This window comes from Endozoicomonas sp., assembly GCF_965196975.1.
Classification (GTDB): domain Bacteria; phylum Pseudomonadota; class Gammaproteobacteria; order Pseudomonadales; family Endozoicomonadaceae; genus Endozoicomonas.
The window spans coordinates 5717484-5742173 of record NZ_OZ239981.1 but is presented as its reverse complement, the minus strand read 5'-3'; the positions used below and the strand labels follow the sequence as shown (position 1 = coordinate 5742173).

At 49.8% G+C, this 24690-nt stretch carries 8 protein-coding genes and 1 pseudogene; 4 read left to right on the top strand and 5 right to left on the bottom strand.

The features are described 5' to 3' along the window. Positions 1–277 precede the first annotated feature (277 nt). The 4 genes and pseudogenes from ACOCLE_RS25335 (at position 278) to ACOCLE_RS25320 (ending at position 19071) form a co-directional block, all read left to right on the top strand. On the top strand, positions 278–15526 hold the full coding sequence (locus tag ACOCLE_RS25335) for a cadherin domain-containing protein (protein WP_419534777.1): 15249 nt from the start codon (positions 278–280) through the stop codon (positions 15524–15526). Positions 15527–15637: 111 nt separating this feature from the next. Next, positions 15638–15748 (top strand): annotated as a pseudogene (locus ACOCLE_RS25330) (hypothetical protein); the annotation flags it as partial. A gap of 54 nt (positions 15749–15802) precedes the next feature. After that, positions 15803–18328 (top strand): cadherin domain-containing protein, encoded by a 2526-nt coding sequence (locus tag ACOCLE_RS25325; protein WP_419534776.1) that lies wholly within the window; start codon positions 15803–15805, stop codon positions 18326–18328. 11 nt (positions 18329–18339) lie between these two features. Beyond that, entirely contained in the window at positions 18340–19071 is a 732-nt protein-coding gene (locus tag ACOCLE_RS25320; RefSeq protein WP_419537262.1) for a LamG-like jellyroll fold domain-containing protein, read from the top strand. Here the strand turns inward: ACOCLE_RS25320 and tnpC are convergent, their stop codons facing one another. From tnpC to ACOCLE_RS25295, 5 genes are all read right to left on the bottom strand, one after another. After that, the gene (gene tnpC / locus ACOCLE_RS25315; RefSeq protein ID WP_419532963.1) at positions 19072–20577 is read right to left on the bottom strand and encodes an IS66 family transposase; all 1506 of its coding nucleotides are present in this window, start codon (positions 20575–20577) and stop codon (positions 19072–19074) included. It abuts the gene before it with no gap. A 328-nt stretch (positions 20578–20905) separates the two neighbouring features. Beyond that, entirely contained in the window at positions 20906–21424 is a 519-nt protein-coding gene (locus ACOCLE_RS25310; RefSeq protein ID WP_419534775.1) for a hypothetical protein, read from the bottom strand. A gap of 67 nt (positions 21425–21491) precedes the next feature. Then, a complete protein-coding gene (locus ACOCLE_RS25305) occupies positions 21492–23030 on the bottom strand; it encodes a tripartite tricarboxylate transporter permease (RefSeq protein ID WP_419534774.1) in 1539 nt (512 codons plus the stop codon). A gap of 2 nt (positions 23031–23032) precedes the next feature. Then, a complete protein-coding gene (locus tag ACOCLE_RS25300) occupies positions 23033–23515 on the bottom strand; it encodes a tripartite tricarboxylate transporter TctB family protein (protein WP_419534773.1) in 483 nt (160 codons plus the stop codon). 89 nt (positions 23516–23604) lie between these two features. Further along, positions 23605–24594 carry a tripartite tricarboxylate transporter substrate binding protein gene (locus ACOCLE_RS25295; protein ID WP_419534772.1) on the bottom strand — a complete coding sequence of 330 codons (990 nt, stop codon included), beginning with the start codon at positions 24592–24594 and terminating at the stop codon, positions 23605–23607. Positions 24595–24690 lie beyond the last annotated feature (96 nt).

Here is a 24690-nt window from a genome sequence, read left to right as displayed (position 1 = left end):
AATAGTCGGTCTATTTTATTGGGGAAATCCTGAAAACAGGAATTAAAAAAAAGAAAAAACTCTCAAAAAGTAATAATAACCCCCTCCTCCAGAGCGTTTTGCTTTTATCGCAATATCCTGCTGCTCAGATTCGAAGCTAATATGAAAAATAGGGATTTTTCTATCCTGGAAATACTGACTTTACTTGAATCAATTCAACATCAGCAGCCAAGAAGAAATCAAAAAAGCCTGATTCACCAATGTTGAATTTAAAGCTAGACAGGTTGACAAAAGAACTATGGACAGTCAAAGCAGTGCAAGCATCATGGGGTATATTGCCGAATCAGATGGAGCGGTTCTGGTCGCTAATGAAAAAGGCGAAATAAGAACTGCCCAGGTAGGTGCCCCTCTTTTCCTGAATGAAACAGTGGTTAATGATTCAGCTGCCAACGTTGTTATTGAGCTGGTTAATAACCAACTTTTGTATTTAAGCTCTCAACAGCAAATTGTATTAAATCTGGAGTTATTTGGCAGTACTGCCGCAGGAAACACATCTAAGGACTCAGATACCGACAACCCAGTCGACTCTGAAAACCCAGAGCTACTTTCCAGCTCAGAGTCTGATGAGCCAGTCCTGCCAGAGCCAGATGGTAACAACAACCAGGAAAATGGCGATTCCCCCATTGAAGATACCTATGTCAGGGAAGTTATCGTTTCTCGCGAAATTGATCAGGCAGCTCCCTCAAGGCAACCGACAGAAGCATCAACAAAATCCCTGGATTTCAGTGATTCCAGTAATGAGCCCCCCCCTCCAATTGAAGCAGTAACCCAAATCAACCTGAAGCCGGAAATAGTCAACCAATCCTTCAGCGTTGATGAAGGCGTTGCCTCAGATGGCTCAGTGATCGTTGGAAATGTCATCTCCAGAGATCCGGAGGGGCAGGAACTCCATTATACCATCATCGCAGAAAACGAGGATGGCAAATTCACAATCAACCCCGCCACAGGGGAAATCACCGTTACCGGGGACCTGGATTTCGAAACCCGCAATCTTTACAACCTGACAGTAGAGGCCACCGATGCAGGGAACCTGAGCGAATCCGCAACCGTCACCATTTCAGTCAACGATGTAAACGAAGCCCCCGAACTGCAAGATCAAACCTACAGTATTGATGAAAATGTCATCACAGATGGTTCACAGGTTGTCGGCACCATAACGGGTACCGATACCGATGCCGGTCAGACGCTGACTTACACCATTACAGCCGGCAATGATGACAACCGCTTTGCTATTGATCCAAACTCCGGTGAAATTACCGTCATCAATGGGTTGGACCATGAATCCACCGACAGCTACCAACTGACCGTTACGGCCACTGACGACGGCATCCCCTCTTCAAGCACCAGCGCCCAGGTTACCATCAACATCAACGACCTGAACGAAGCTCCGACGGTTACCGCCCCAGCCAGTGCCAGCTATACCGAAGGTGGCACCGTCAATTTGCTCAACACTCTGACGCTGGATGATCCGGAAGGCACTCTTGAAAGTGCAACCGTACAATTTACGGAGTATGGAAAGCAGCTCCATACCACTGAAGATCAGCTGAGCTTCACCAACCAGAGTGGTATATCTGGAAGCTATGATGCCGCCAATGGCGTTCTGACGTTAACCGGTACGGCAAGTGTTGCAGATTATCAGGCAGCGCTTCGCAGCATTACCTACACCAACCTCTCTGATGCACCGGATACGGATAGCCGCATCCTATCCGTATCGGTGAACGATGGGTTTATCGAAAGCAACGTTGGCAGCACAACCCTCAGCATCACCGCCGACAATGATGCTCCTGTTATCACTGGAGCGGGAGACTTACTGGGAGAATCCGTCGATACCGCCAACGTGGAAGGGCTGGCCCAACATATACAGATTATTAAAGCAGGAACAGCACACAGTTTTGTTGCCGGAGACCAGATTGAAGTCACCTTCACTAACAGTCAGGACGCCAGTGAAACGTATACCGTTGAGTATACCGTTGGCAGTAACACTGCGGCTCACGTCATTGCACAAAGCCTGACCCATGCCATTATCAACAGCACGCCCGGTATTGGCAGTCTTGTCAGCATCGTCTCTGAGGGCGGGAGCGTCATAAGCTCCGATTATCGAAACGTTATTGGCTTTGATGACCCCAATCAACCTCCTTTCAATCTGTCCACCGTAATTAAAAACAGCGCAGACCAGGTCGTGGCTACTGGGGCGTCAATGATCCAAAACACCACCCATGTTTACGGTGTTAACTACAACGGTGCAGGAACCGCAGGAACCGCCCAGGTTGAAACGTTAACGATTCCGTCCCCCCTGCAAACAGGTCAAACGGTCAAGCTTTTTATCAACGACTTTGAACTCAGCCATACGGTCACTGCCGGACAGGTTACAACGGATGTCCGTGATGCGCTGCTCAGTCAGTTCACTGACTACGACCTGAGCCAGGCTGTTTCCGCAGGCGCAAGTGGAGCAGACGGGATCACCCTCACTTCTGAACAGCCCGGCGAGCCTTTTGACGCATACGGTGTAACCACCTCTGCCTCAGATCTGTTTACCCTGGCCGTCAATGAAAATACCAACAATGGAACGATTGTGGGTACCGTGGGCGCTGAAGACAGGGACGGTGACAGCGACACACTCACCTACACTCTGACCGATGATGCCGGAGGCCGGTTTACCATTGATAGCAGCACCGGTGAAATCACCGTGGCCGGAGCACTCGACCATGAAAGTGCCGCCAGCCACACCGTCACCGTCAGGGTGACCGATGCCCAGAGCGCGTTCTCCGAACAGCAGATCACCATCCAGGTCAACGACAGCAATGACGCCCCAACCGTCGCAGATCAGACGCTGACAACTGACGAAGACACTGCCCTGCTGTTTACTGCTGCCGACTTTTCCATTTCAGATCAGGATGCCAGCGATACTCATACCGTTACTATTGAAGCCATAAACGGTTCAGGCAGCCTCTATCAGGCACCACGCCCCGATCTGGAATTCCTGTTTGAAGAAACCTCAGGTACAACAACCACCGATGACAGGAACAGCACCCAGGGAACACTCAGTAATGTCACCTGGTCCAACGAGGCTGGTAGAGGAGGCTTTGTTACCTTTGATCAAAACACTGACCACATTACGTTGAGCCAATCTTTTGATCTGGGTAGTGAATGGACGGTTGCAACAGAGTTTAGAAATCTGCGCACCGATGGAAATGGCTACCACTCATTAGCCGGAAGCGATAGCGACGTTCAGATTGTGGTACAGAGCGGCACCGGTGAAATAGGCACCTGGCAGGACTCCGTCGGTTTCCACAGCACCGGTGTCAGTCTGAATGGCATAAGTGCTGACTGGCACTCTTTGGTTGTTGTTGGTCAAAATGGCCAGACAGACTTCTATCTGGACAATACTCTGTTGGGGTCGGCCAGTTACCAGTCAACCGGAGAGATCGATACCGTTGGTAACAACAGCCACGGTAACGATCAGGCCTTTGCCGAAAACCTCAACAACTTCCGTATATACAATGTTGCTCATCCTCCTGTCACGGCCCCCTCGGTCGAACTGAGCTTTGATGACTCAGCGAATCCGCTCACTGACTCTGGTAATGGCGTTACCGGCACCGTCAGTGGCGCTCAGGTCGTCACCGACACCGAGCGCGGATCCGTACTGGAGTTTGATAACAGCAGCGACACAGCACTGTTGACGACACCACACTCACTGAGCAGTGAGTGGACCATCAGCACTCAGTTCAAGGATCTCTCATCCGCCACCTGGAAAACCCTGGCCAGAGGTTCCACTCACAGTCACCACATCATTATTGATAGCTCTGGGGAGCTTGGTGTTTTTGATGGCGGCAGTAATTCCGTCGGTTACACCGGAACCGGCTTTATTGGCTCAGGCTTTGATACCAGCGCACTGGACAATAATGCCTGGCACTCCCTCACGGCAGTGGGTAAGGATGGTAAAACCCATTTCTATATTGACGGTGCTTACGTAGGCACGTCAGACTTCCAGGTCACCGAGAATGTCTACTCAATAGGCAACTACCAGAGCGGCACTCAGCCGTTTGCCACCTATCTGGACGATTTCACCATTGTCGATACGGCTCAATTTCCAGGTACAGGCACCGCACTGCCCAACGGCTCACTGATCACAGCGGGCGATGTTATCAATGCTGAAGACCTGAACGACCTGCGCTTTATTCCCAACCCCGATGAAAATGGCAGTAACTACGCCAGTATCGATTTTAAAGCGACCGATAATAACGGCGCTGACAGCACAACCGAAACCCTGACCATCAATGTCACCGCTGTCAGCGAGGCACCCACTGCCAGTGATAAAACACTGAGCATTAATGAAGACAACAGCCATACATTTAACGCTGCCGACTTTAGTTTCAGTGATGCTGACGCTGGTGACACCCTGCAGTCAGTCACCATCACTCAATTACCTTCAGCTGGCACCCTGACCCTCAGCGGCGCTAATGTCACTGCTAACCAGGTGATTCCCGCAGCCGATATTGGTAATCTGGTCTTTACACCAGTCACCCATGCCAATGGAACCGGGTATACCGATATCCAGTTTACCGTCAGTGATGGTGCTCTTAGCAGTGAACCACATACATTCACCATTGATGTTACCGCGGTTAATGATGCCCCTGTATTAGAAGCAACCCTGGACACAGCCGTCAGCCCTGAGGGCATGATCAATACGGTGACCGGCAGTGATCAGTCTGAAGCCGTATTAACGCCCATGGCCGATGGCGGCTATCTGGCGGCATGGCATTCTGAAGAAAGTGGCAGCCACGCGATTAAAGCTCAACGATACAGCGTTCAGGCAACCAGCAGAAACGTAACCATCGCAGACCACAGCTTTGAAAGTGTGACATTGATCGATGGAGAGCCAGTACTGAATCCGGCTGCAAGCCCCTGGTCATTCAGCAGCACCCAAAGTGGTATATGGAACCCGACATCGGGCCAGATCACCCAGGAAGCTCCCGATGGCAATAACATTGGTTATGCCACCAATGACAACGAAACCCTATCCCAGACGCTATCTGAAAGCTTCTCAAATGACACCCAGTACCAGCTGCAGGTAGAGATAGGCAACCGAAGTGATACCGCCGGCTTTGCCGACTACGAAGTACGCATCACGGCAGGTGGTGTTGTGCTGGCGTCCGACGGCTCTGTATCTCCAGCGGAAGGACAGTGGCAAACCCTGACCCTGAACCTGGATGGTTCAACCATTCCGGCAAACTCACCCGCTATTGGTCAACCCATCACCATTGAATTAGTGAAGATCAGCGGGCCACAAATCCATTTTGATAATGTTCGGATGACGGCCACATCCAATGAGCTGCAGCCGGATGGTGCTGAGTTTCAAGTGGATACAACCACACTGGTCGACGATCAGTTTGTTCAGCACCCACAAGTTGCAACCTTGGAGAATGGCAATTATGCAGTTGCCTGGGAAATATTTGACCCCAACAGCTTTGCCAAAACCAATATGCGCATCTTTGCTGCCGACGGCTCTGAAGTTAAAAGTGAATTTGAAATCCTTACTACCAGCGGGAGTCATTACAAACCCGACATCATTGCCCTGAGTAACGACCGTTTCCTGGTTACTAATGTTCATAGTCTGGATGTCAAAGCCACCATTCTTGATGAAAATGGCAACTCAGTCAGCACCAGTACAGCAGGCAATGTTGGTGGCTGGCAATGGGGTGGGCCTGAGGCTACAGCACTCAACAATGGCGGCTTTGCACTGGCCTGGCGACTCAGCGGCACTACAGCGGATGACAGTGCCCGCATCCAGTTTTTCGACAGTAACGGCAACAATACCACCAGCGAAATCTCATTCGGCGGTGCAATAAACGACAGCGACCCCCATTTTGAAATTGATACCTTAAGCAATGGTGAAGTGGTCACGGTTTATCAAAGTGGTGAAAACCTGTTTTTCCAGCGCTGGTCAGATACCGGCACAGCCCAAGGCTCAGCAGTACAGATTAACACCTCTGTATCTCCAGACATTAACGGTGTCTCAGAAGCATCCATTGAAACATTGAGCGATGGTGGGTTCTTTGTTGTATGGCGCAGCACATCTCAAGACAGCAGTGCTAGTCATGGTGTTTACGGACGCCGGTTTGATGCCAGTGGTAACCCGCTAACCGATGAAATAGCCATCAACACCACAACAGCAGGCAACCAGTTTGACCCGTCGGTCATTGAGCTGGACAGCGGTGCACTTCAAGTAGTGTGGACATCAAACCAGGACGGTAATGAAAACATCTATGGTGCATCCATTGGCCTGGGCGGCAACCAGGTATTGGAAAATGCCCCTTATGGCACTCTGGTCGGCAGGGCCACCGCAACCGATGTGGAAGATGGCACCACGCTGACTTACGAGCTGGTTAATGATGCTGGCGGCCGGTTTGCTATCGACAGCACCACCGGTGCTATCACTGTATCCAACGCATCCCTGTTAGATCACGATACGGCTGACGCCCACACCATTCGCGTTCGTGCTACCGACAGCGGGGGTTTAACAGCCGAACAGGATATTGTGATTCAGGTTCGGGATACGAATGAAGCACCGCAGGATATAACCCTGACTCTTGATGCCGGTGTCGTCTCCTCCACACCGGAAGCACAGGCTACCTGGGCATTTGATAATAACTACGACAATGAGGCCGGTGGAAACACCTTCTCCGGTGCAACACCCACCTTTGTAGCCGGTCCTAACAGCAGGTTCTCAAATGCCATTGAGTTTGATGGCAGTGCGACCGACTTCACTGTACCACTGGATGTATCCGAAACCGCCTACACCGTCTCGTTCTGGTTCAAGGCCGACAATGCTGGCGGACTACTGCAAATACAGAACAGTGGGACTGATGGCCATGACCGCAACATCCTTCTTAACGCTGATGGGACGATTACATCACGCATCTGGACGGAAGAAAGTATCACCAGCCCTGTTGGGGAAATATACAACGATGGACAATGGCACCATGTCGTACATACCTTCGGCACCTCCATTAGCGGGCAGGCTCTTTATGTTGATGGGACTCAGGTTGCGACCGGCTCAAAAACGTCATCTGACTTTACGTCTCAGACTCAGTTACGCCTCGGATTCTCCTCATCCGGCGGCACACACCTTGATGGTGCAATCGCAGGCCTGCAGGTGTTTAACCAGGCCGTTACTTCGAGCCAGGTAGCTGACCTGCTTGCAGGGGCAAATGGTGCAGACGCCATTGTTGATGAAGATACCAACACAGCGACCATTATCGGAACGCTCGCCACCACCGACCCGGACGATGCAGCCGAAGCCTTTGGCCAGCACAGCTACAGCGTATCGGACAGCCGTTTTGAGATTTCCGGTAACCAGCTCCAGCTCAAGGCTGGGCAGTCACTGGATTACGAAACCGAACCAACCATTTCCGTAACGGTCACTGCAACCGACGACAACGGTAATGGACTCTCAACCAGCAAAACCTTCACCATTCAGGTGCGCGACAGCAACGAAGCACCCACGGTTGCAGACCAGACCTTCACTATCAATGAAGATAGCCAGTACAACCTGAAAGCCAGCGATTTTTCCATTGCAGATCAGGATGCCGGTGATACCCATACGGTCACGATTACCGCCATCAACGGCTCAGGCACCCTGATGAAACAGCCCCGCCCCGATCTGGAGCTACTGTTTGAGGATGACAATACGGCCACCAGCGCTTATGACGGACGAAATGACATCCGCGGCAACTTGACGGGCGTTACCTGGGGAACGGATGCGGAAAAAGGCGGCATCGCCACCTTTGACCAGAACTCCGATCGCATTAACCTGACTCAGGCTTATGACCTTGGTAGTGAGTGGACCATCACCACCGAATTCAGAAACCTTCGTTCCGATGGAACCACATGGCAATCTCTGGTGGAAGGGAATGGCGACGTCCAGATTCTGATCAGTCAAAGCACTGGAGAAATAGGCACCTGGCAGAACGGTGTAGGTTTTCACGGCACTGGCTTTACTGTTTCTGGCTTAGGCAACACCTGGCACTCCCTGACGGCTATTGGTCGTGATGGAAAAACCCATTTTTATATGGATGACGAGTACCTTGGCACAGCCAATTATCAGTCAACCAGCAGCATCGAGACGATTGGTAATAATAGTGTGGCAAACAGCCAGGCCTTTGCGGAAGAACTCAATGATTTCAGAATCTATAACTCTGCCAATATTCCTGATCTGGACTTATCTCAGATTGCTGAGGCGAACACGCCAGAACTGTCATTGACCTTCACTGACCAAACCGACTCGGTTAATGATATTGCCAATAACATTCGTGGAACAGCAACGGCAGGCGTTGAATGGCAAAATGATGCCCAGCAGGGGCCAGTTTTACGCTTCGATAATGAAAATGATTACCTGACACTGGACAATGATTTTGCGGTAGGATCTGAATGGACCATCAGCACCCGATTTAAAAACCCACTGCCATTAGGTGGCAACGGAGATTCTGGTGCCTTAGTTCGATCAAGTGCGGGTGACCAACACGTCATGATTAGCAGCAGTGGCGAGCTTGGCGTACTGGATAGACAACCTTCCAATATTTTCCATGGCTCCGGCTTTACTATCTCATCTCTAGACAGCAACTGGCACGACCTGACTGCGGTTGGCAGCAACGGTAAAACCTACTTTTACATTGATAACCAGCTGGTTGGCGTCAGTAATTTTCAGGCAACGGAAGTCATTGATAACATTGGTGGTGACGACAGCACGTTTGTCAGCCCGTTTGCCGAGTTTATTGATGACTTCCAGATTCACGATCAGGCATTCTTTGGTGACCTTGGCGATATCCCTCCTGGCACTACAACCGTCAATACCAACGACACTATTCCTGCAGAAGACCTCAATGACCTGATCTTTGTGCCAGATGCTCATGCCAGCGGCAATGCAGTGGCCAGTATTGATTTCAAGGCAACCGACAATGGCGGACTGGAAAGCAGTACAGAAACGCTGACGTTTAATATCACACCGATTACCGATGCGCCGGTGATTACTCTGAATAACGATGTCTACAGCAACCTGCAGCTGGATACCGAGCTGGTTACTAATGGAGACCTTTCAAGCACGACTGGCTGGCAGTTCACAGGAACCGTTGGTATTGGTGGAACCAACCAGCTCTCTTTCAGCAGTGGTGATGGCCCCAATGACGGAGTTGCTGAAAATAACTTTGTCATTCACCCGGATGTGAATTACACCCTGTCGCTGGACTTTGCAACGTCAGGTTCTACCACCCCACAATCAGGTCTGGTAGAGATTGTTGATATTTCAACGGGCAATGTGCTGGCCAGCCAGTCCATTAATACCAATACTGGAACATATCAGGCACTGAATCTGAACTTCTCAGGCATCTCCGCTGGCCACGCAACACTGAGGATTACTGATACATCGACTGCTACAAGCAGTGTTGATCTTCGTATCGACAATATTTCCATACAGGCCGCTGCCGGAGATAACAGCCACATTCCTACAGGTATTGGCGTCTTTGGTCAGGAGGACCAACCGGTTGCTGTTAATTTAAATGCCGTCACTCCGGATGCCGACGGTTCAGAAACCTTTACTGTTCAACTCACCGGCATTCCTTCCGGTATAGCACTCAGCGATGGCAGTAATAATATAACCGCTACCGGAGCAGCCATTGATGTCTCTGCCTGGAACCTGAGCAACCTGACGTTTACGTCTCCGGCCAATACCAGCGATGATTTCACCTTTACCGTCACTGCAACGGCGACAGAAACCGCTACCGGAACTCCCGAGACCACCAGTCAGGCAGTTAATGTTCATATCCAGTCAATCAACGATATTCCGGTTTCTGCAGACAACACAGTTACGATCACAGAAGACAACAGCCACACCTTTACCTCCACAGACTTTGCTTTTACCGATAACGATACCGGCGACAGTTTACAGTCTATCACCATCACCAGCCTGCCTGCTCTTGGCACTCTGGAACTGAACTCCAGTCCGGTCACTCTGAACCAGGTTATTAACACAGCGGATATTGGCAACCTGGTGTATACCCCGGTACCGGAGGGAAATGGTACGGGTTACAGCAGCTTTAACTTTACCGTCAGCGATGGCACAGAAAGCAGCAGCGCCCAGACCATGACGTTTGATGTTACTGCCGTAAATGATGCCCCTGTCTTTGACCCGGCAGCTGCATCCCTGACCCGCACAGCCAACACACAGCCGGTGGGAAATGGAGACACCTTTGTGACCCTGAACAGCCATGCCAATGATTTCGCAGGAATGAACACCGGCGCCGTCAGCATGTGGGTGAAGCTGGACTCCGGTCAGACCAGCGCCGCATTGTTCTCTACGGGAGATGCTTCCTCAGCCACCACTCAAAGCTGGCTGGTTGCAGGCAATTCCACGTCCGGTCCAACCGATGAAAGTCTGACCTTTTTCTCCCGTGTTGGTGACAACCTCTTTAACATGAGAGTAAGACAGGGAGAGGATCTGCTCTTTGATGATCAATGGCATCACATTGCCGTTGTCGTGGATGGTATTGATAACCGTATTTACATCGACGGCCAGCAGGTAGCCGTGGAATACCTCCACGGTTCAGCCACCACCAGTCAGTTTACGGGAGCGGATACTGACCTGGTCAATGTTGGTGCGATTGTTAGAAATGGCGAACTCAGTGGCAGCTTTCAAGCTGACGGTGAAATCGCCGATGTTGGCATATTCAGTGATACCAGCGATCTAACAGATACCAATATCAACGCCCTGATGAACCAGGGACCGGAGTATTTCGACAGCAGCCAACTGCTGTTCAGCACCGACTTTGCCGGAACCGGCAACACAGTCACCGACACCAGCGGTAATGGGCGGGATGGTACCGCCTTCACAGGAAATCTGGCCGTTCGAAGCAGTGTTACCATTCTTGATGTCGATGAAGACAACAGCCAGGTCCTTCAGAAAACCGACATCCTGTACGGCTTCAGTGATGCCGATGACGACACATTGAGCATACAGAGCCTCTCTGTTGATACCGGTACGATTACAGACAATGGCAACGATACCTGGACCTACACTCCACCCGCCAACTTCCACGGTACAGCGACATTCACCATCGAGGTGAGTGATGGTGCCCTATCCGTCACCGCCAACAAAACCATTACAGTCACCAGCATTAACGATATTCCCACATCGCTGGATAAAACGGTCACGATTAACGAAGACAACAGCCATACCTTCAGCACCACAGACTTTGCCTTCAGTGATCAGGATTCCGGTGACAGCCTTCAGTCAATTACCATCACCAGCCTGCCCGCTGCCGGTACTCTTGAGTTGAACACCAACCCGGTGACTTTAAATCAGGTCATTACCGCTGCAGATATCAGCAACCTGGTATTCACACCCGTTGTCCAGGCCAGTGGTACTGGCTACGCCAGCTTTGGTTTTACCGTCAGCGACGGCACGGACAGCAGCACAGCACAGACCTTGACCCTGGATGTCACACCAGTGACCGACACAACCACAGTGACACTCAATAACAATATTATTGATACCAATGTGGTTCAAAATGGTGATGTTTCAACGACCGACAACTGGTCAACATCAGGCGCCATCGTTCTGACTATTGGCCACTTACAACTTGGTGCTGGGTCCGCCAACAGTGATGGCATTGCAGAACAGGAAATCTATCTGAACGATGGCCTGGACTATTCGATTTCACTGGATTACTACGTCATTGGCTCATTACTCACGGAATCAGCATTGATCGAAGTGATTGACTCAGCCACAGGCAGCACTCTGTTTTCGCAATCGGTATCCTCTACCTCAACTGCAGTTCAAACCCTGAATGCCAATTTCACCACCACTTCTGCCGGATTTGCCACCCTGAGGATTTCAGATACCAGTTCAGGCAGCCAGCCATCAACGGATCTCGGTATAGACAACATTAGCCTTATACCAGAAGCAGCCAATAATGCGGGTTACACACCCACGGTATCAGTACCTGAAGATCAACCCGTTCCTATTGAACTGGATATTGCCAACCCTGATACGGATGGTTCGGAAACATTGGTGGTTCAGTTAACCGGCATTCCTTCCGGAATACAGCTCAGTGATGGCACTAATAATTTCACTTCCACCGGCGTCGCCATTGATGTCAGTTCGTGGAACCTGAATAACCTGGTTCTAACGCCACCGGCGAACTACGACAACGACTTCACCATGACGGCCACTGCAACGGCGACAGAAACAGCAACCGGAACACAAGTCGTCACCAATCAGGCGATTAATATCCATATTCAGGATATTAATGCGCCTCCAGTAATCACTGCGCTGAACCCAGTAACCGATGTGGATGCTGCATTCAGCTTCTCAGAAGGAACAGGCACAACGGCAGCAGATATCAGCGGTAACAGCCAGGATCTCTCAATGTCCGGCAGTGCCACCTGGGGAACCAGCCGCTCAGGCTCAGGTACCGCCTTTGAAATGAACGGAACGTCTGGCGCTGGTGAAATCAGTGGATTGCAGACCGGTGGTGAAATGACCATTGCCGCCTGGGTACGGTTTGACAGCTTCACCCAGAGCTGGTCCAGGGTGGTTGATTTTGGTGATGGTCAGGGTGATAACAATATTTTGATTGGCCATGAGACCACTACCGGAAACCTTGGCTTTCACGTTGAAGACAGCAGCGGCACCTTCCATACCATGACGGTGAGTAACTTCTTTACCGCCGGTGAATGGGTGCACATGGCGGCCACCATCGACAGTACTGGTCTCTATACCGTTTATAAAAACGGTGAACAGGTAGGCACACTTCAGGGAGGAGTGCCTACTGAGAAAGTCCGCAACTTTAATTACGTGGGTAAAAGTAACTGGTCTGTGGATGGTTACCTGGACGGCGCTATTGATGATCTGGCCGTTATCAGGGGCGCACTGGATGCAACGGCTGTTTCCAACCTTTATCAGGCCAGTGAGTTGTCTGATTTTGTGGATGCCAATTTTGTCATTGATGAGAACAGCAGTAATGGCACTGTGGTTGCCCAGCTATCCGCAAATGACGAAGAAGATGGCACCAATGTCACTTATTCGCTGGTGAATAATGCCGGTGGTCGCTTTGCCATCAGCAGCACTGGAGAGATCACCGTAGCTGACAGCAGCCTTCTGGACCATGAAACTACGGGCAGTCATACCCTTCGGATTCGTGTAACCGACTCCGGCGGGCTGACCGATGAGCAGGATGTGGTTATCCAGATTGCGGATATTAATGAAGCTCCCACAGCGATTGTGGAAACCAGTGCTGACAATCCAAACATCCCTAATCTCACCTCAAACAATGACCACGGGTTTATTGTCTCGGCAAGCGGAGAGCACAGCGCCAGTTACGCAGCATTCAGAGCATTTGATGGTGTTGACGCCAGCTCTGCAGATAATACCGGCTCTTGGGCTGTTAACGGTTCTACCGGATGGCTACAAGTTGATACTGGAAGCCCAACGGCTATCTGGAAGTACGACCTGAAGGCAATTGGCCTTTCAATAGGTCGCGAACCGGAAGACTGGCAGTTACAGGGTAGCAACGATGGCATTAACTTTGACGTTATTGATACCCAGAGTGGTATCAATAACTGGACAGTCAGGGAAGTCAAAGAGTTTGAGCTAACAACTCCCGCCATGTACCGGTATTACCGCTTAAATATCACCGATAATAACGGAGATTCTTTCACAGGACTTGACGGTTTTCAGATTCATCAGGACATTACGCTCACCGATCAAAACACTCCGCTGACTCTGGATGTGCTGGCCAATGATATTGATCAGGACGATACAGACGATACCTCAAACTTCTCTCTTGATTCGGTAGTTATTGTTGATGGCAGTGATAACCCGGTTACCGGTCAGGGCACCGCAACCGTCGTTAATAACGAGATCCAGTTTGATCCGGGCAGTGACTTTGCTTACCTGGCTGACGGAGAAAATACCACCGTGAATCTGCGCTATACCATGAGCGATGATGAAGGTGTTACCTCTACTGTCACCACCACCATAACGGTCAATGGTATCAACGACGCCCCCGTGATCGATGAAACCATGAACACGCTGGATGTTAATGCGGCCTATACCTTTACCGAAGGCAGTGGTACTACGGCTGCCGACCACAGTGGCGATAACCAGCCTCTAACACTATCTGGCAGTGCCTCCTGGGGAACCAGTAGAGCAGGCTCCGGAACCGCCTTTGAGATGGATGGCACTTCAGGTTCTGGTGAAATCAGCGGTCTGCAAACCGGCGGCGAGATGACCATATCAACCTGGGTACGCTACGACAGCTTCAGCCAGAGTTGGTCGAGGATAATTGACTTTGGCGATGGTGCTGGCAGTGAAAATATTCTTCTTGCTCACATTGGCACAACCAGTGATTTAGGCTTCCATGTCATTGATAGCGGCGGTACTACCCATGCCCTGAATATTTCGAACTTCTTCACTGCAGGCGAATGGGTTCATATTACGGCAACTGTCGACAGCGCCGGATTGATGACTGTCTACAAAGACGGTGTTGAAGCAGGCTCTCTTCAGGGTGTCGTACCAACGGACAAGGTACGGACTTTCAACTATGTCGGTAGAAGTAACTGGAGTACGGATGGCTTTCTTGATGGCGCCATTGATGATTTGATTATTCTCAATGAGTCTGTTGATGCCACTGAGGCCAACAACCTGTTCCAGGCAACTCAGCTCACCGATATTTTACTGGACATTGATGAGCACAGTGCAGATAACACCGTAGTCGGCACGGTACCAGCCACAGAGCTGGATACGTCCGACACCCTGACCTACACCCTGCTGGACGATGCTGGCGGTCGCTTTGCAATCAACAGCAGCAATGGTGAAATCACCGTTGCCGATAGCAGCCTGCTGGATTTTGATGACAATATCGCCCATAAAGTTCGTGTCAGAGTCACCGACGATGGCAACCCATCACTGAGCGATGAGCAGGATGTAACCATTGTCGTTAATAATATCAACGAAATAGATGGAACAAGTGCGGCAGACACGCTTACGGCTTCAGCATCTCCTGTAATTCTTCGAGGTCTTGAGGGTAATGATATATTAACCGGATGGAGTGGCGATGATATATTGCTGGGCGGCTCAGGCGATGACGTCATGACTGGTGGTACTGGTAGAGATGAATTCAGGTTTGAAATAAATGATATTGGTACTGCCATTAACCCAGCTGAAGACACTATCATCGATTTCAATACGGCTGAAAACGATACTCTAAATTTGGCAGACCTGCTTATTGATGAAGAAAACAACGATCTATCACAGTACATTAGTTTTGATTCAACCGACCCATCCAATCCCATTGTTGAGGTTCGCGATACTGCTGGGGGAGATATCACTCAGCGAATAACCCTTCAGGGTGTAGACCTATCACTCATGGGCAACACTGACGCAGAAATCATCAATAATCTACTAAATAATGGAAACCTTAATACGGATTAGAACGAAAAAGATTATCAAGAGAACAGCTGGCAGAACTTTCCAGTAACTTCACTGCCAAACTCATGAAAAGTTAATACCAGTAACCCACATGAGTCTGTCGGCGGTGTCGTCCTGGCCAGCGATGGATCAGTCACTCCTGCCGAAGGCGGCTTTGCAACGCTAACCCTGAATATTGATGGCCAATCCGTTTCCGAAGGTTCTGCAGCCATTGGTCAACCATTAACCATTGAGTTGATCAAAAACAGTGGTACTCAAGCGAGCTTTGACAATGTCCGAATGACCGTGACGGAGCCTTCTCTGGAACTGAACCCTTTGGGTGATGAGTTCCAGATCAATACCACCGCCCCCACCAGTAGCCAGAATATATTAAGCCCGGAAGTAGCAACCCTGGACAATGGCAACTATGCCGTTGTATGGCAGCTGATTGAACCAGGCTCATGGATTCAGAGCCGTATGCGGGTGTTTGATGCTGATGGCAATGAAGTGAAGGCAGAGTTCAATTTAGGGACAAGCCACTACGCTACGGATGTGACAGCGCTCAGCGATAATCGATTCGCTACGATCTCTATCGACTCATCCGACTCATTCAATGCCAAAATTCATATTTTTGATGCCTCAGGTAATGAAACCTCTGTTGTAAGTGCAGGCAGTGCGGGCGGTTGGGCTTACGGATCTCCAGATATCGAACCACTGGATAACGGTGGTTTTGTGGTGTCCTGGCGCAGCAACAGCACAGCGAATGACAGCGCCTCGTTCCGTATTTACGACGCGTCTGGCAGCCCTGCCACCAATGCCATCAGCTTCGGCGGCAGCAACCCAACGAACGAGCGGGCAACCAAGATTCAGGAGCTGGACAATGGCGAGCTGGTCACGGTTTACCAGAGTGGTGATGACCTCTTCTTCCAGCGCTGGAGCAATACCGGCACGGCTATTGGCAGTGCAACCGCCGTGAACACCACCACTGCCGACACTCAGAGCCAATTCAATATTGAAACCCTGCCGGATGGTGGCTTCTTTGTTATCTGGAAATCCAGTGGTGGTCAGGATGGCGACGGTCAGGGCATTGTAGGTCGCCGGTTTGATGCCTCCGGCACCGCAGTGACCGACGAAATTATTATCAACTCGACCACCGCCGGAGAACAGTTCGACCCTCAGTTGGCTCGCCTGAGCAATGGTGCACTGGAAGCCCTGTGGACATCAGACCACACCGGCGACAATGAAATCTTTGGCAGCACCATCGCCCTTGGTGCAGGCACTGGCCCCAATCAGGTTCAAGAAAATGCCATGAATGGCATCCTGGTGGGCAAGGCTGCCGTTTCTGATTTTGATGACCCGGACACTCATACCTACACACTGGTGAATGATGCCGGTGGCCGCTTCGCCATTGATACCAATACCGGCAATATTTCAGTAGCCGATGGCACCCTGCTGGATCATGAAACCAATGACTCCCACACCATTCGCGTCAGAGTGACAGATAACGGTATCGGCGGACTGTCCAGCGAACAGGACATTGTGATTCAGGTTCAGGATGTGAATGAGGCACCGGATGTTTCTGGCCCCATCACCATTACCGCCCCCCAGAACCTGGCAACCCATACCGTGAGTCAGGCCTTCCTGCTGGCCAATGCGTCGGATGAGGATGATGGCGATACCATCAGTGTTCAGGATGTCAGTATTAATGGCGTTACGGCTCATCGGCACGATTTCCAGACAAGTGTGTCGTCTGGAACCGGTACCGTTACCGTCAATGACGACACCATCACCATTACCGGTGTCACCGGTACGTCAGTTGCTCTCATTGACACAACCGGAGGCAGCACAAGAGATACGGATCTCCACCTTGATTTTACCGTTACGCCCACCAGTAACAACGCCACTCGAAATGGCCACATCGTATTTGATTATGTGGATGCCAATAACTTCAAAACCATTGGCAGCTATGATGGTTCTGGCAATCCCCGCTGGGAAGTAGAGCATTGGGTTAATGGTACAGGAACTGAACTTGCGAGCTATAGCAGTTCGGAGAGCTCTAATATCAACACTTCTCGCCATTATGAAGTTGATATCATTAATAACCGAATAAGCCTGACCGTCGACGGTGTTGAAAAAATAGCTCATCAGTTCAGTGAAAATATCAGCGATGGCCAGCTGGGCGTGATGGCGAACGACTCTGCCGTAACCACCTTTACCCTGAATGGTCCAGAATGGGATACCTACCCCGATAATGAGCACGCCGTGTATGACAACAATGACGGTACCTGGACCATTATGCCCGGCGATGACCTCAGCGGTGACCTGACACTGGATTACAACGTATCCGATGGAGAACTGGCCACTGCAGCAACCGCCACTCTCCCTGTTGAGCGAACCGCAGGTTTCACTATCAACCTGACCAGCACCAGTACAGCTGATGATGTATTACCGGTAGAAACCACTGCCCAGGGTAATGCACTGACCGTCACTTCAGTTAATGGTCAGGCCGTTGCCAGCTCAGGCACTACCAGCATTAACGGCGAGTTTGGCTCACTGGATATTGCTGCTGACGGTAGCTGGACCTATAACATTGACACAGCTTATGCCAGCGTCGACTTAACCAGCGACCTGATCGCCCAATGGAACTTTGATGGCAATGCGAAGACAATGCACCTTCAGACAGTATTGCCGACAATGGCGTACTCACCGGTAATGCAGCCTACACCAGTGACAGTGTTTCCGGCTCTGCTGTTACTCTGGATGGCACAGGAGATTACGTGCAAATTGCCACCACAACCGAGCTGGGCCATTAAGCTGGAACGGTAGGCCAACGAACCATCAGCCTGTTCTTTAAACTGGATGCCAGTAACTCAAAGGATGGTAAACAGGTTCTCTACGAAGAAGGTGGGAGCTCTCATGGTTTTGCCATCTATCTGGATGGCGGAAAAATCTACGCGGGAGCCTGGGAAAACAGCAATACCGCTTATGTATCTCAGGATATTACTTATCTGGATAGTGATAACTGGCATCATATAGCCTTGGTTATGAATGATGCAGCAAACACTCTCAGAGGCTTTCTGGACGGTGGAATTTTTGGTAATACTGCCGGTATTCAGGTTCCGGGGCATTCCGGTACGGTTGCTTTTGGCAGCCCCAGCGAAGGCAGTCAGGCGTTCGATTTCCATGATCTGGCTGATGGCGTTGGCACCCAGTTCCACGGCCAGATTGATGAAGGCAGGGTTTATAACCGAGCACTGACAGAAGCGGAAGTTCAGGTGATGGGTCAGCTGGATCAAACCGACACCTTCACCTATGAAGTTTCTGATGGCACCCATACCAGCACTTCAACACTGGAGTTAAATACTCTTCATACCCTTGATACGATCAATGAACTTTCAGGCTCTAACGGTGTGAACGATACGCTTAATGGTACGCTGTTCTCCGAAAGGCTTCGTGGGTTTGATGGTGATGATACGCTAAACGCTGCCGGTGGTGATGATCGACTGGTCGGTGGCGCAGGTAATGATATTCTGACTGGCGGCAGTGGCGAAGATGTATTCAAGTTGTAACTATTCAGCACCCAGCAAAGGCGTATTGTTGTAATTTCGAACCGCTTTAAGAAGCGCCTGAAATATGTTCAACCCCTGCTTTTTAGCAGATGATAAATAGCTTCGGATTCGGGTAAACATGGTACCTCCGTCTTCGCTTCTGAAGCAGCCTGAGATCTTCTGCTTAAGTTTGGCCATCCTGGCATCACGTTCACTGCCATTGTTATCGAAGGGAATTGAAAAGTCCGACATGAAGCGCAACGTTTCAACCTTAAACTCAATAAGCCTTTTGAACAGGTTGTAGGCCTTGGTATTCCTGACCTTCTTACGTCCAAGCACCTGTCGTTGTTTTTCCATATAAGCGGTTTCCTTCGTGAGAGCCCTTTGAAGGATTTGGTCGTATATCGTCTCAATGCGAAGCTGTATTGCACCAGGCATTTGAGTCAGACCGGCTGCTTTGTATTTCTTGCAGAAGTGCCAGGAGAGCGTAAGCAATTTCATCAGCCGCAGAGCCAGCTTATTCGCATCCCTATCGACAACTCCCTGAAGCTCTCTCAGATGATGGGCATTACAAAGCACATGCACTGCCGCATAGGCAAAGTAGGACTTCCAATGATCGTGAACCAGAATGCCTGCAAAAGTCAGCAGGATGCCCATTGCATCCATTGCTTCACAACCTCGCCTTTCTGAGAGGTAGTAAAGCGTCCATTGGTCATCTCGCATAATGTGTAACCACCACAGTGAACCGTCAACCCGCATGCCAGTTTCATCCGCTCCTGCAACCGGACTTTCTTGTAAAGCATCGCGGATACTCTGCTCAGTAGAGGCCAGGTTCTCATGGGTATAGGCAACAAAATTGGCAACAGAGCCTGCGCTGACACTCATGCAATAAATAGTATTGAAATACTCAGACACCCGGTGATATGGGATGAAGTGATACTGGTTTAAATGAACAGCCATTGCCTGAGTCACTTCTCCGTATTGAGCAGCGGCTTTCACTCCTTGGGGAAACTCAGCGGTGTTCCGTTTACCACAAGGACATACTTTAACGTCTGCCCAGTACGCGGTAACTTCAAATTCTCCGGGTCTACCTGGATCAAAAACCTGTCGCTCAATGTATTTGGTGGGTTTAATATCGATAAGCGAAGACTGGCAACAGCAACATTTTTCAACCTTCAGATGCCTGACATAATCGGGTAAGGCGACACGTCTCAAACAAGAGCCTTGATGACCTTTCTGGCCACCTGGTTTATTGCCTGAAGATGGTCTAAGGCTTTTGGGGTTCGGTGTTTCCTGTGAGGAGCAGGGGGCTTCTTTGGAAGATGTATCACCTTTATCACTCCCTTTTTTACTGGGCTTTTGATAACCATCTGACGATGGTGGCTTACTACTGTTTTGACTGTTTTTATTAACCCTTTCTTCCAGTTCGCTGCAACGTTCCCGTAAAAGCGCATTCTCGGTCCGAAGCTCTTCATTCTCTTTAAGGAGAGCTTCGGTAAACGGAGTAGCTGGGAAGTCTGGTTCCATACTGGAGATTTGTTAGAAAAATTGAGTATAAGATGATGGTCGAAAAATCAGAAAATTCCAGATTTATATGAAGGGTGCTGAATAGTTACGTTTGTCTTTTAAAATGATAGAGTCTGGGTGGCTATTATAATCTAATTTTTTGAGCGCTCTGTTTGAGTAAGGCTGAGCGGGATAGTCTTTGAAATGGTATTCTTTCACACCCGCATTGATTACAATTGATAATGCGCCTATAACAATGAGTAATCTGAGCATATACTATTTCCATATATCAGCTATTCTGCTGCCATGTTCCCATAACTAGAAGCTGTTCTCTTACATGCATTTTCAATCACTGGTTTGAGAAGGTAATGACTGGCCAATTAGCTACAAAACCAATAACAATGTCTCGACAGCACAGACCAAATCGCCATGTTGATAGGCCAGTGGATTCAGAATCAAATCGAATAATGTCCCAAGGTAAGTTAAAATCCATAAATGTGTCTAAGGAGTCTCGTTCAGCTTCGATGTAGCTAACGGTCATGTTGTTAAAAATAGCAGAACCCTCATTCTCTAAATCACTCCAGGGAGCAACAACTAACTCTAAGCGCCCTTCTGAGATGCATATTTTCTTTACAGCATGGGTTCCAAGTGAGCGAAATAACTGTTCAGAGATAGATCTTGTCATAATAATTGCTACTTTTCGTGCCTGTTTGTCAGCAATAAAATGATTCACAAGGCTCAAGTATTTTTTAATGCATATATAATTTTTGTAATTTTGTAGAATAACTAAAAATAAGGTTTGGGTCTTGGCTTTTGGGCAGCATGAAAGCTGCTGATGAACCTTGCTCAGCGCATACCCGCCGCCCATTATTTAAACACAAAAAAAAGCCCCGGAGACAGGGCTATTTAATAGAAGTGTTTTGATGATTAACTCATCACCCTTCACCAACATGAACACCAGATACTTCCTGGCTTTTATTTCTCATTTCCAGCAAGCTGCGAACCATAGGCAAAATCAGTAAAGCCAGTGCAATCAGGCAAATACTCAACGTCAGTGGACGCTCCCACAGGAAAGAAAGGCTGCCATCTGAAAGCGTCAGAGCCCTACTCAAATTATTTTCCAGAATCCCACCCAGGATAAACCCAAGCAGCATTGGTGCCATTGGGAAGTCCAGTAGTTTCAGACCAAGGGCAATAACAGTAATCATCACCATCATATGGATATCAAAGGTGTTAAAGCTGACCAGATAAACCCCGGTAATTGAGAAAAACAAAATCAGAGGGATTAATATCGGTCTGGGAATGGCCAGCAACCTTGATATATAAGGAATCAATGGCAGGTTGAGAATCAGCAGAACCAGATTACCGAAGTACATGGAAATAATGACGGACCAGAACACATCCGGGTTATCCATAAACAGGCGCGGCCCTGGCTGAATACCATAGGCAATTAATGCCCCCAGCATAATTGCGGTAGTTCCAGAGCCCGGTATCCCCAAAGTTAATAATGGCACAAACGAGCCCGTGGAAGCCGCATTATTGGCCGATTCAGGTGCCGCCAACCCTCGAAGAGCACCTTTACCGAACTGCAACTTCTGCTTGGCGCTGGCCAGGTTGCGCTCAAGGCCATAGGCCAGAAAGGAAGCAATCGTTGCACCAGCACCCGGCAGTACGCCAACCAGAAAACCAAATACCGATGAACGGGCGACCGTTGGAGCCACTTCTTTTACTTCATCACGACTCAGTTTCATACTGCCCAGCGCTTCACTATCCATCGCCTGATCCTGCTCACGATGCGCACCCTTCATAACTGACATCAGTACTTCTGCCAGGGCAAAAGTAGCCATGGCAAGCAATAGAAAGCTGATACCATCGATCAGGTTCACATTATCGAAGGTAAAGCGTGTGGTACCTGACATCAAGTCGGTTCCCACAGTAGCAATCATCAACCCAAAGACGGTCATGATCATCGCTTTGAGGGTCTGCCCTTTTCCTGCGAATGCGGCAACTGCCGTTAGACCAAGAAGCATGAGAGCAAAGTAGTCAGCAGACTGAAAGCTCAGGGAAACAGAAGCCAGAAACGGTGCAGCAAACAGTAGAATAATGGCGCCAATGGTTCCTCCCGTAAACGAAGAGTAGGCAGCCAATGCCAGCGCTTTACCCGCTTTATTCTGCTGAGCCAGAGGATAGCCATCAAAAGCCGTGACGACTGTGCTGGCACATCCGGGTGCGTTAATCAGGATTGAAGACGTAGAGCCTCCAAAGACGGCACCATAATAGACACCCGCCATAAGAATGATGCCTGAAGAGGGGTCAAGGCCGTAAGTGATCGGAATCATCAGGGCAACAGCGGAGATTGGACCCAACCCTGGCAACATGCCAATAAACGTACCAGCAAAACAGCCCACCACCACCATCATCAGGTTAAATGGCATGACGGCTGTCGTTAAACCTGTAAATAGACCATCCAGCATCATCAACCTCCGGACACCATAAGAAACAGCTGACCAGGAGCCAGATATATACTCAGCAGTTTTGTCAGTACCAGCCAGATAGCTGCAGCAAAAGGCAGTGACGCCATCAGCAGTACTTTTGCACGTCGCTCACCGAGCAACCAGTATCCCCCGGCAAGAAACGCAGTGGTAGCCAATAGAAAACCAACCCATTGCAGGGCAACTGCAAACAACACAATCAAGGCAAGCAGCTTGGCAACCAGAGAAAAATCAAGAGATACTGGTACTGGACCGGCTTCATTTCGGCTCTTTGCCATCGAGCTGGTTGCCAGCAACAAAAACGACAGCAGAGCACCTAAACCAGCCAGTGCATAAGGCAATGTTCTCGCATGAAAAGGCTCAAACTCATCGCCCGGCAGCAGAGGGATCTGCCCAGCGTAGTAGCCATAGGTCAGTGACAGGCATAGAAATACCAGAGAACCAATCTGATCCTTACTCAGCGTCATGTGAATAACCTCAGGTCTTAAGCATCTGTAAAAAGCAGCTGCTCATCAGATAGGGAAAAGACCGCCTGAGCCGACGGTCTTTTGGATGATTACTTGAGGAAGCCCAGCTCACGCATCAGCGACCCAACTTCTTTTTCCTGATCACTGAGGAAAGCAACAAACTTCTGATCCGGTTTGAAGATTTCCGACCAGCCATAACGGGCACGTACTTCTTTCCACTCAGCGGTGTCGTACATTTGCTCAAGCGTCTGGACAAACTCGGCTTTCCTGTCTTCGCTCAGATTCGGTGCACCAAAGAAACCGCGCCAGTTAACGAAGCTCGTGTCATAGCCAAGCTCTTTCAGGGTTGGTACTTGAGGAGCAGCATCAGAACGTTCTTCCCCCGTCATCACCAGAACCCTTACCTCACCAGCATCAGCCAGAGTCAGCGCTTCACTCAGCCCGGTCGAGAGAATATCCGTTTCACCAGAAAGCAAACTGGCCATCGCCTTTCCACCTGCATCATAAGCGACATATTTCACACGACGTGGGTCACCACCAGCTGCTTTGAACGCCATCGCAGCAACCAGATGATCCATACTCCCACGCGCTGAACCTCCAGCGACTTTCACTGAGCGGGGGTTCTTAACAAATGCTTCTGCCACTTGCTCGAAACTGGTATAAGGGGAGTCCGCACGAACAACAAAAGCCCCAAAATCACCAATGGTGGCTGCCACCGGTGTCAGATCACGAAAGGACTGGGGAAATACTTTTGACAGTGAGCGGATAACGATTGGTGTAGAGTTCACCATCAGGGTATCGCCCTGCTGAGCCGCCGTTTCAATTAAATGAGCAATGGCTTTGCCGCCACCTCCACCGGACATATTTTCATAGGAGATGGTGTCAACAAGGCCTGATTTGGTGAGTGCTTCACCGGTGCCACGAGCTGTACTGTCCCAGCCACCACCAGCTCCACCAGGAATGAGAAAGTGAAGCTCGTCCAAAGCAATGGCTTGAACTGAAGCACCTGCAGCAAGAAATCCGGTCAGAGCGGTAGCCAGAAAAGAGGAACGTTTTTTCGTGATAAGCGAACGTATCATTGAAGGGGCCTCACAATTGTTATGGTTATTGAGGTTTTTTTACTTCCATTAAGGACAGGTTAACCAGCCCCCAGCACTGACTGAAGCTTTTGAACT

Bases quoted from the DNA above. Each gene is read 5' to 3' on its own strand.
- ACOCLE_RS25335 (WP_419534777.1), top strand. From the start codon at position 278: ATGGACAGTCAAAGCAGTGCAAGCATCATGGGGTATATTGCCGAATCA.
- ACOCLE_RS25325 (WP_419534776.1), top strand. From the start codon at position 15,803: ATGACCGTGACGGAGCCTTCTCTGGAACTGAACCCTTTGGGTGATGAG.
- tnpC (WP_419532963.1), bottom strand. From the start codon at position 20,577: ATGGAACCAGACTTCCCAGCTACTCCGTTTACCGAAGCTCTCCTTAAA.
- ACOCLE_RS25310 (WP_419534775.1), bottom strand. From the start codon at position 21,424: ATGGGCGGCGGGTATGCGCTGAGCAAGGTTCATCAGCAGCTTTCATGC.
- ACOCLE_RS25305 (WP_419534774.1), bottom strand. From the start codon at position 23,030: ATGCTGGATGGTCTATTTACAGGTTTAACGACAGCCGTCATGCCATTT.
- ACOCLE_RS25300 (WP_419534773.1), bottom strand. From the start codon at position 23,515: ATGACGCTGAGTAAGGATCAGATTGGTTCTCTGGTATTTCTATGCCTG.
- ACOCLE_RS25295 (WP_419534772.1), bottom strand. From the start codon at position 24,594: ATGATACGTTCGCTTATCACGAAAAAACGTTCCTCTTTTCTGGCTACC.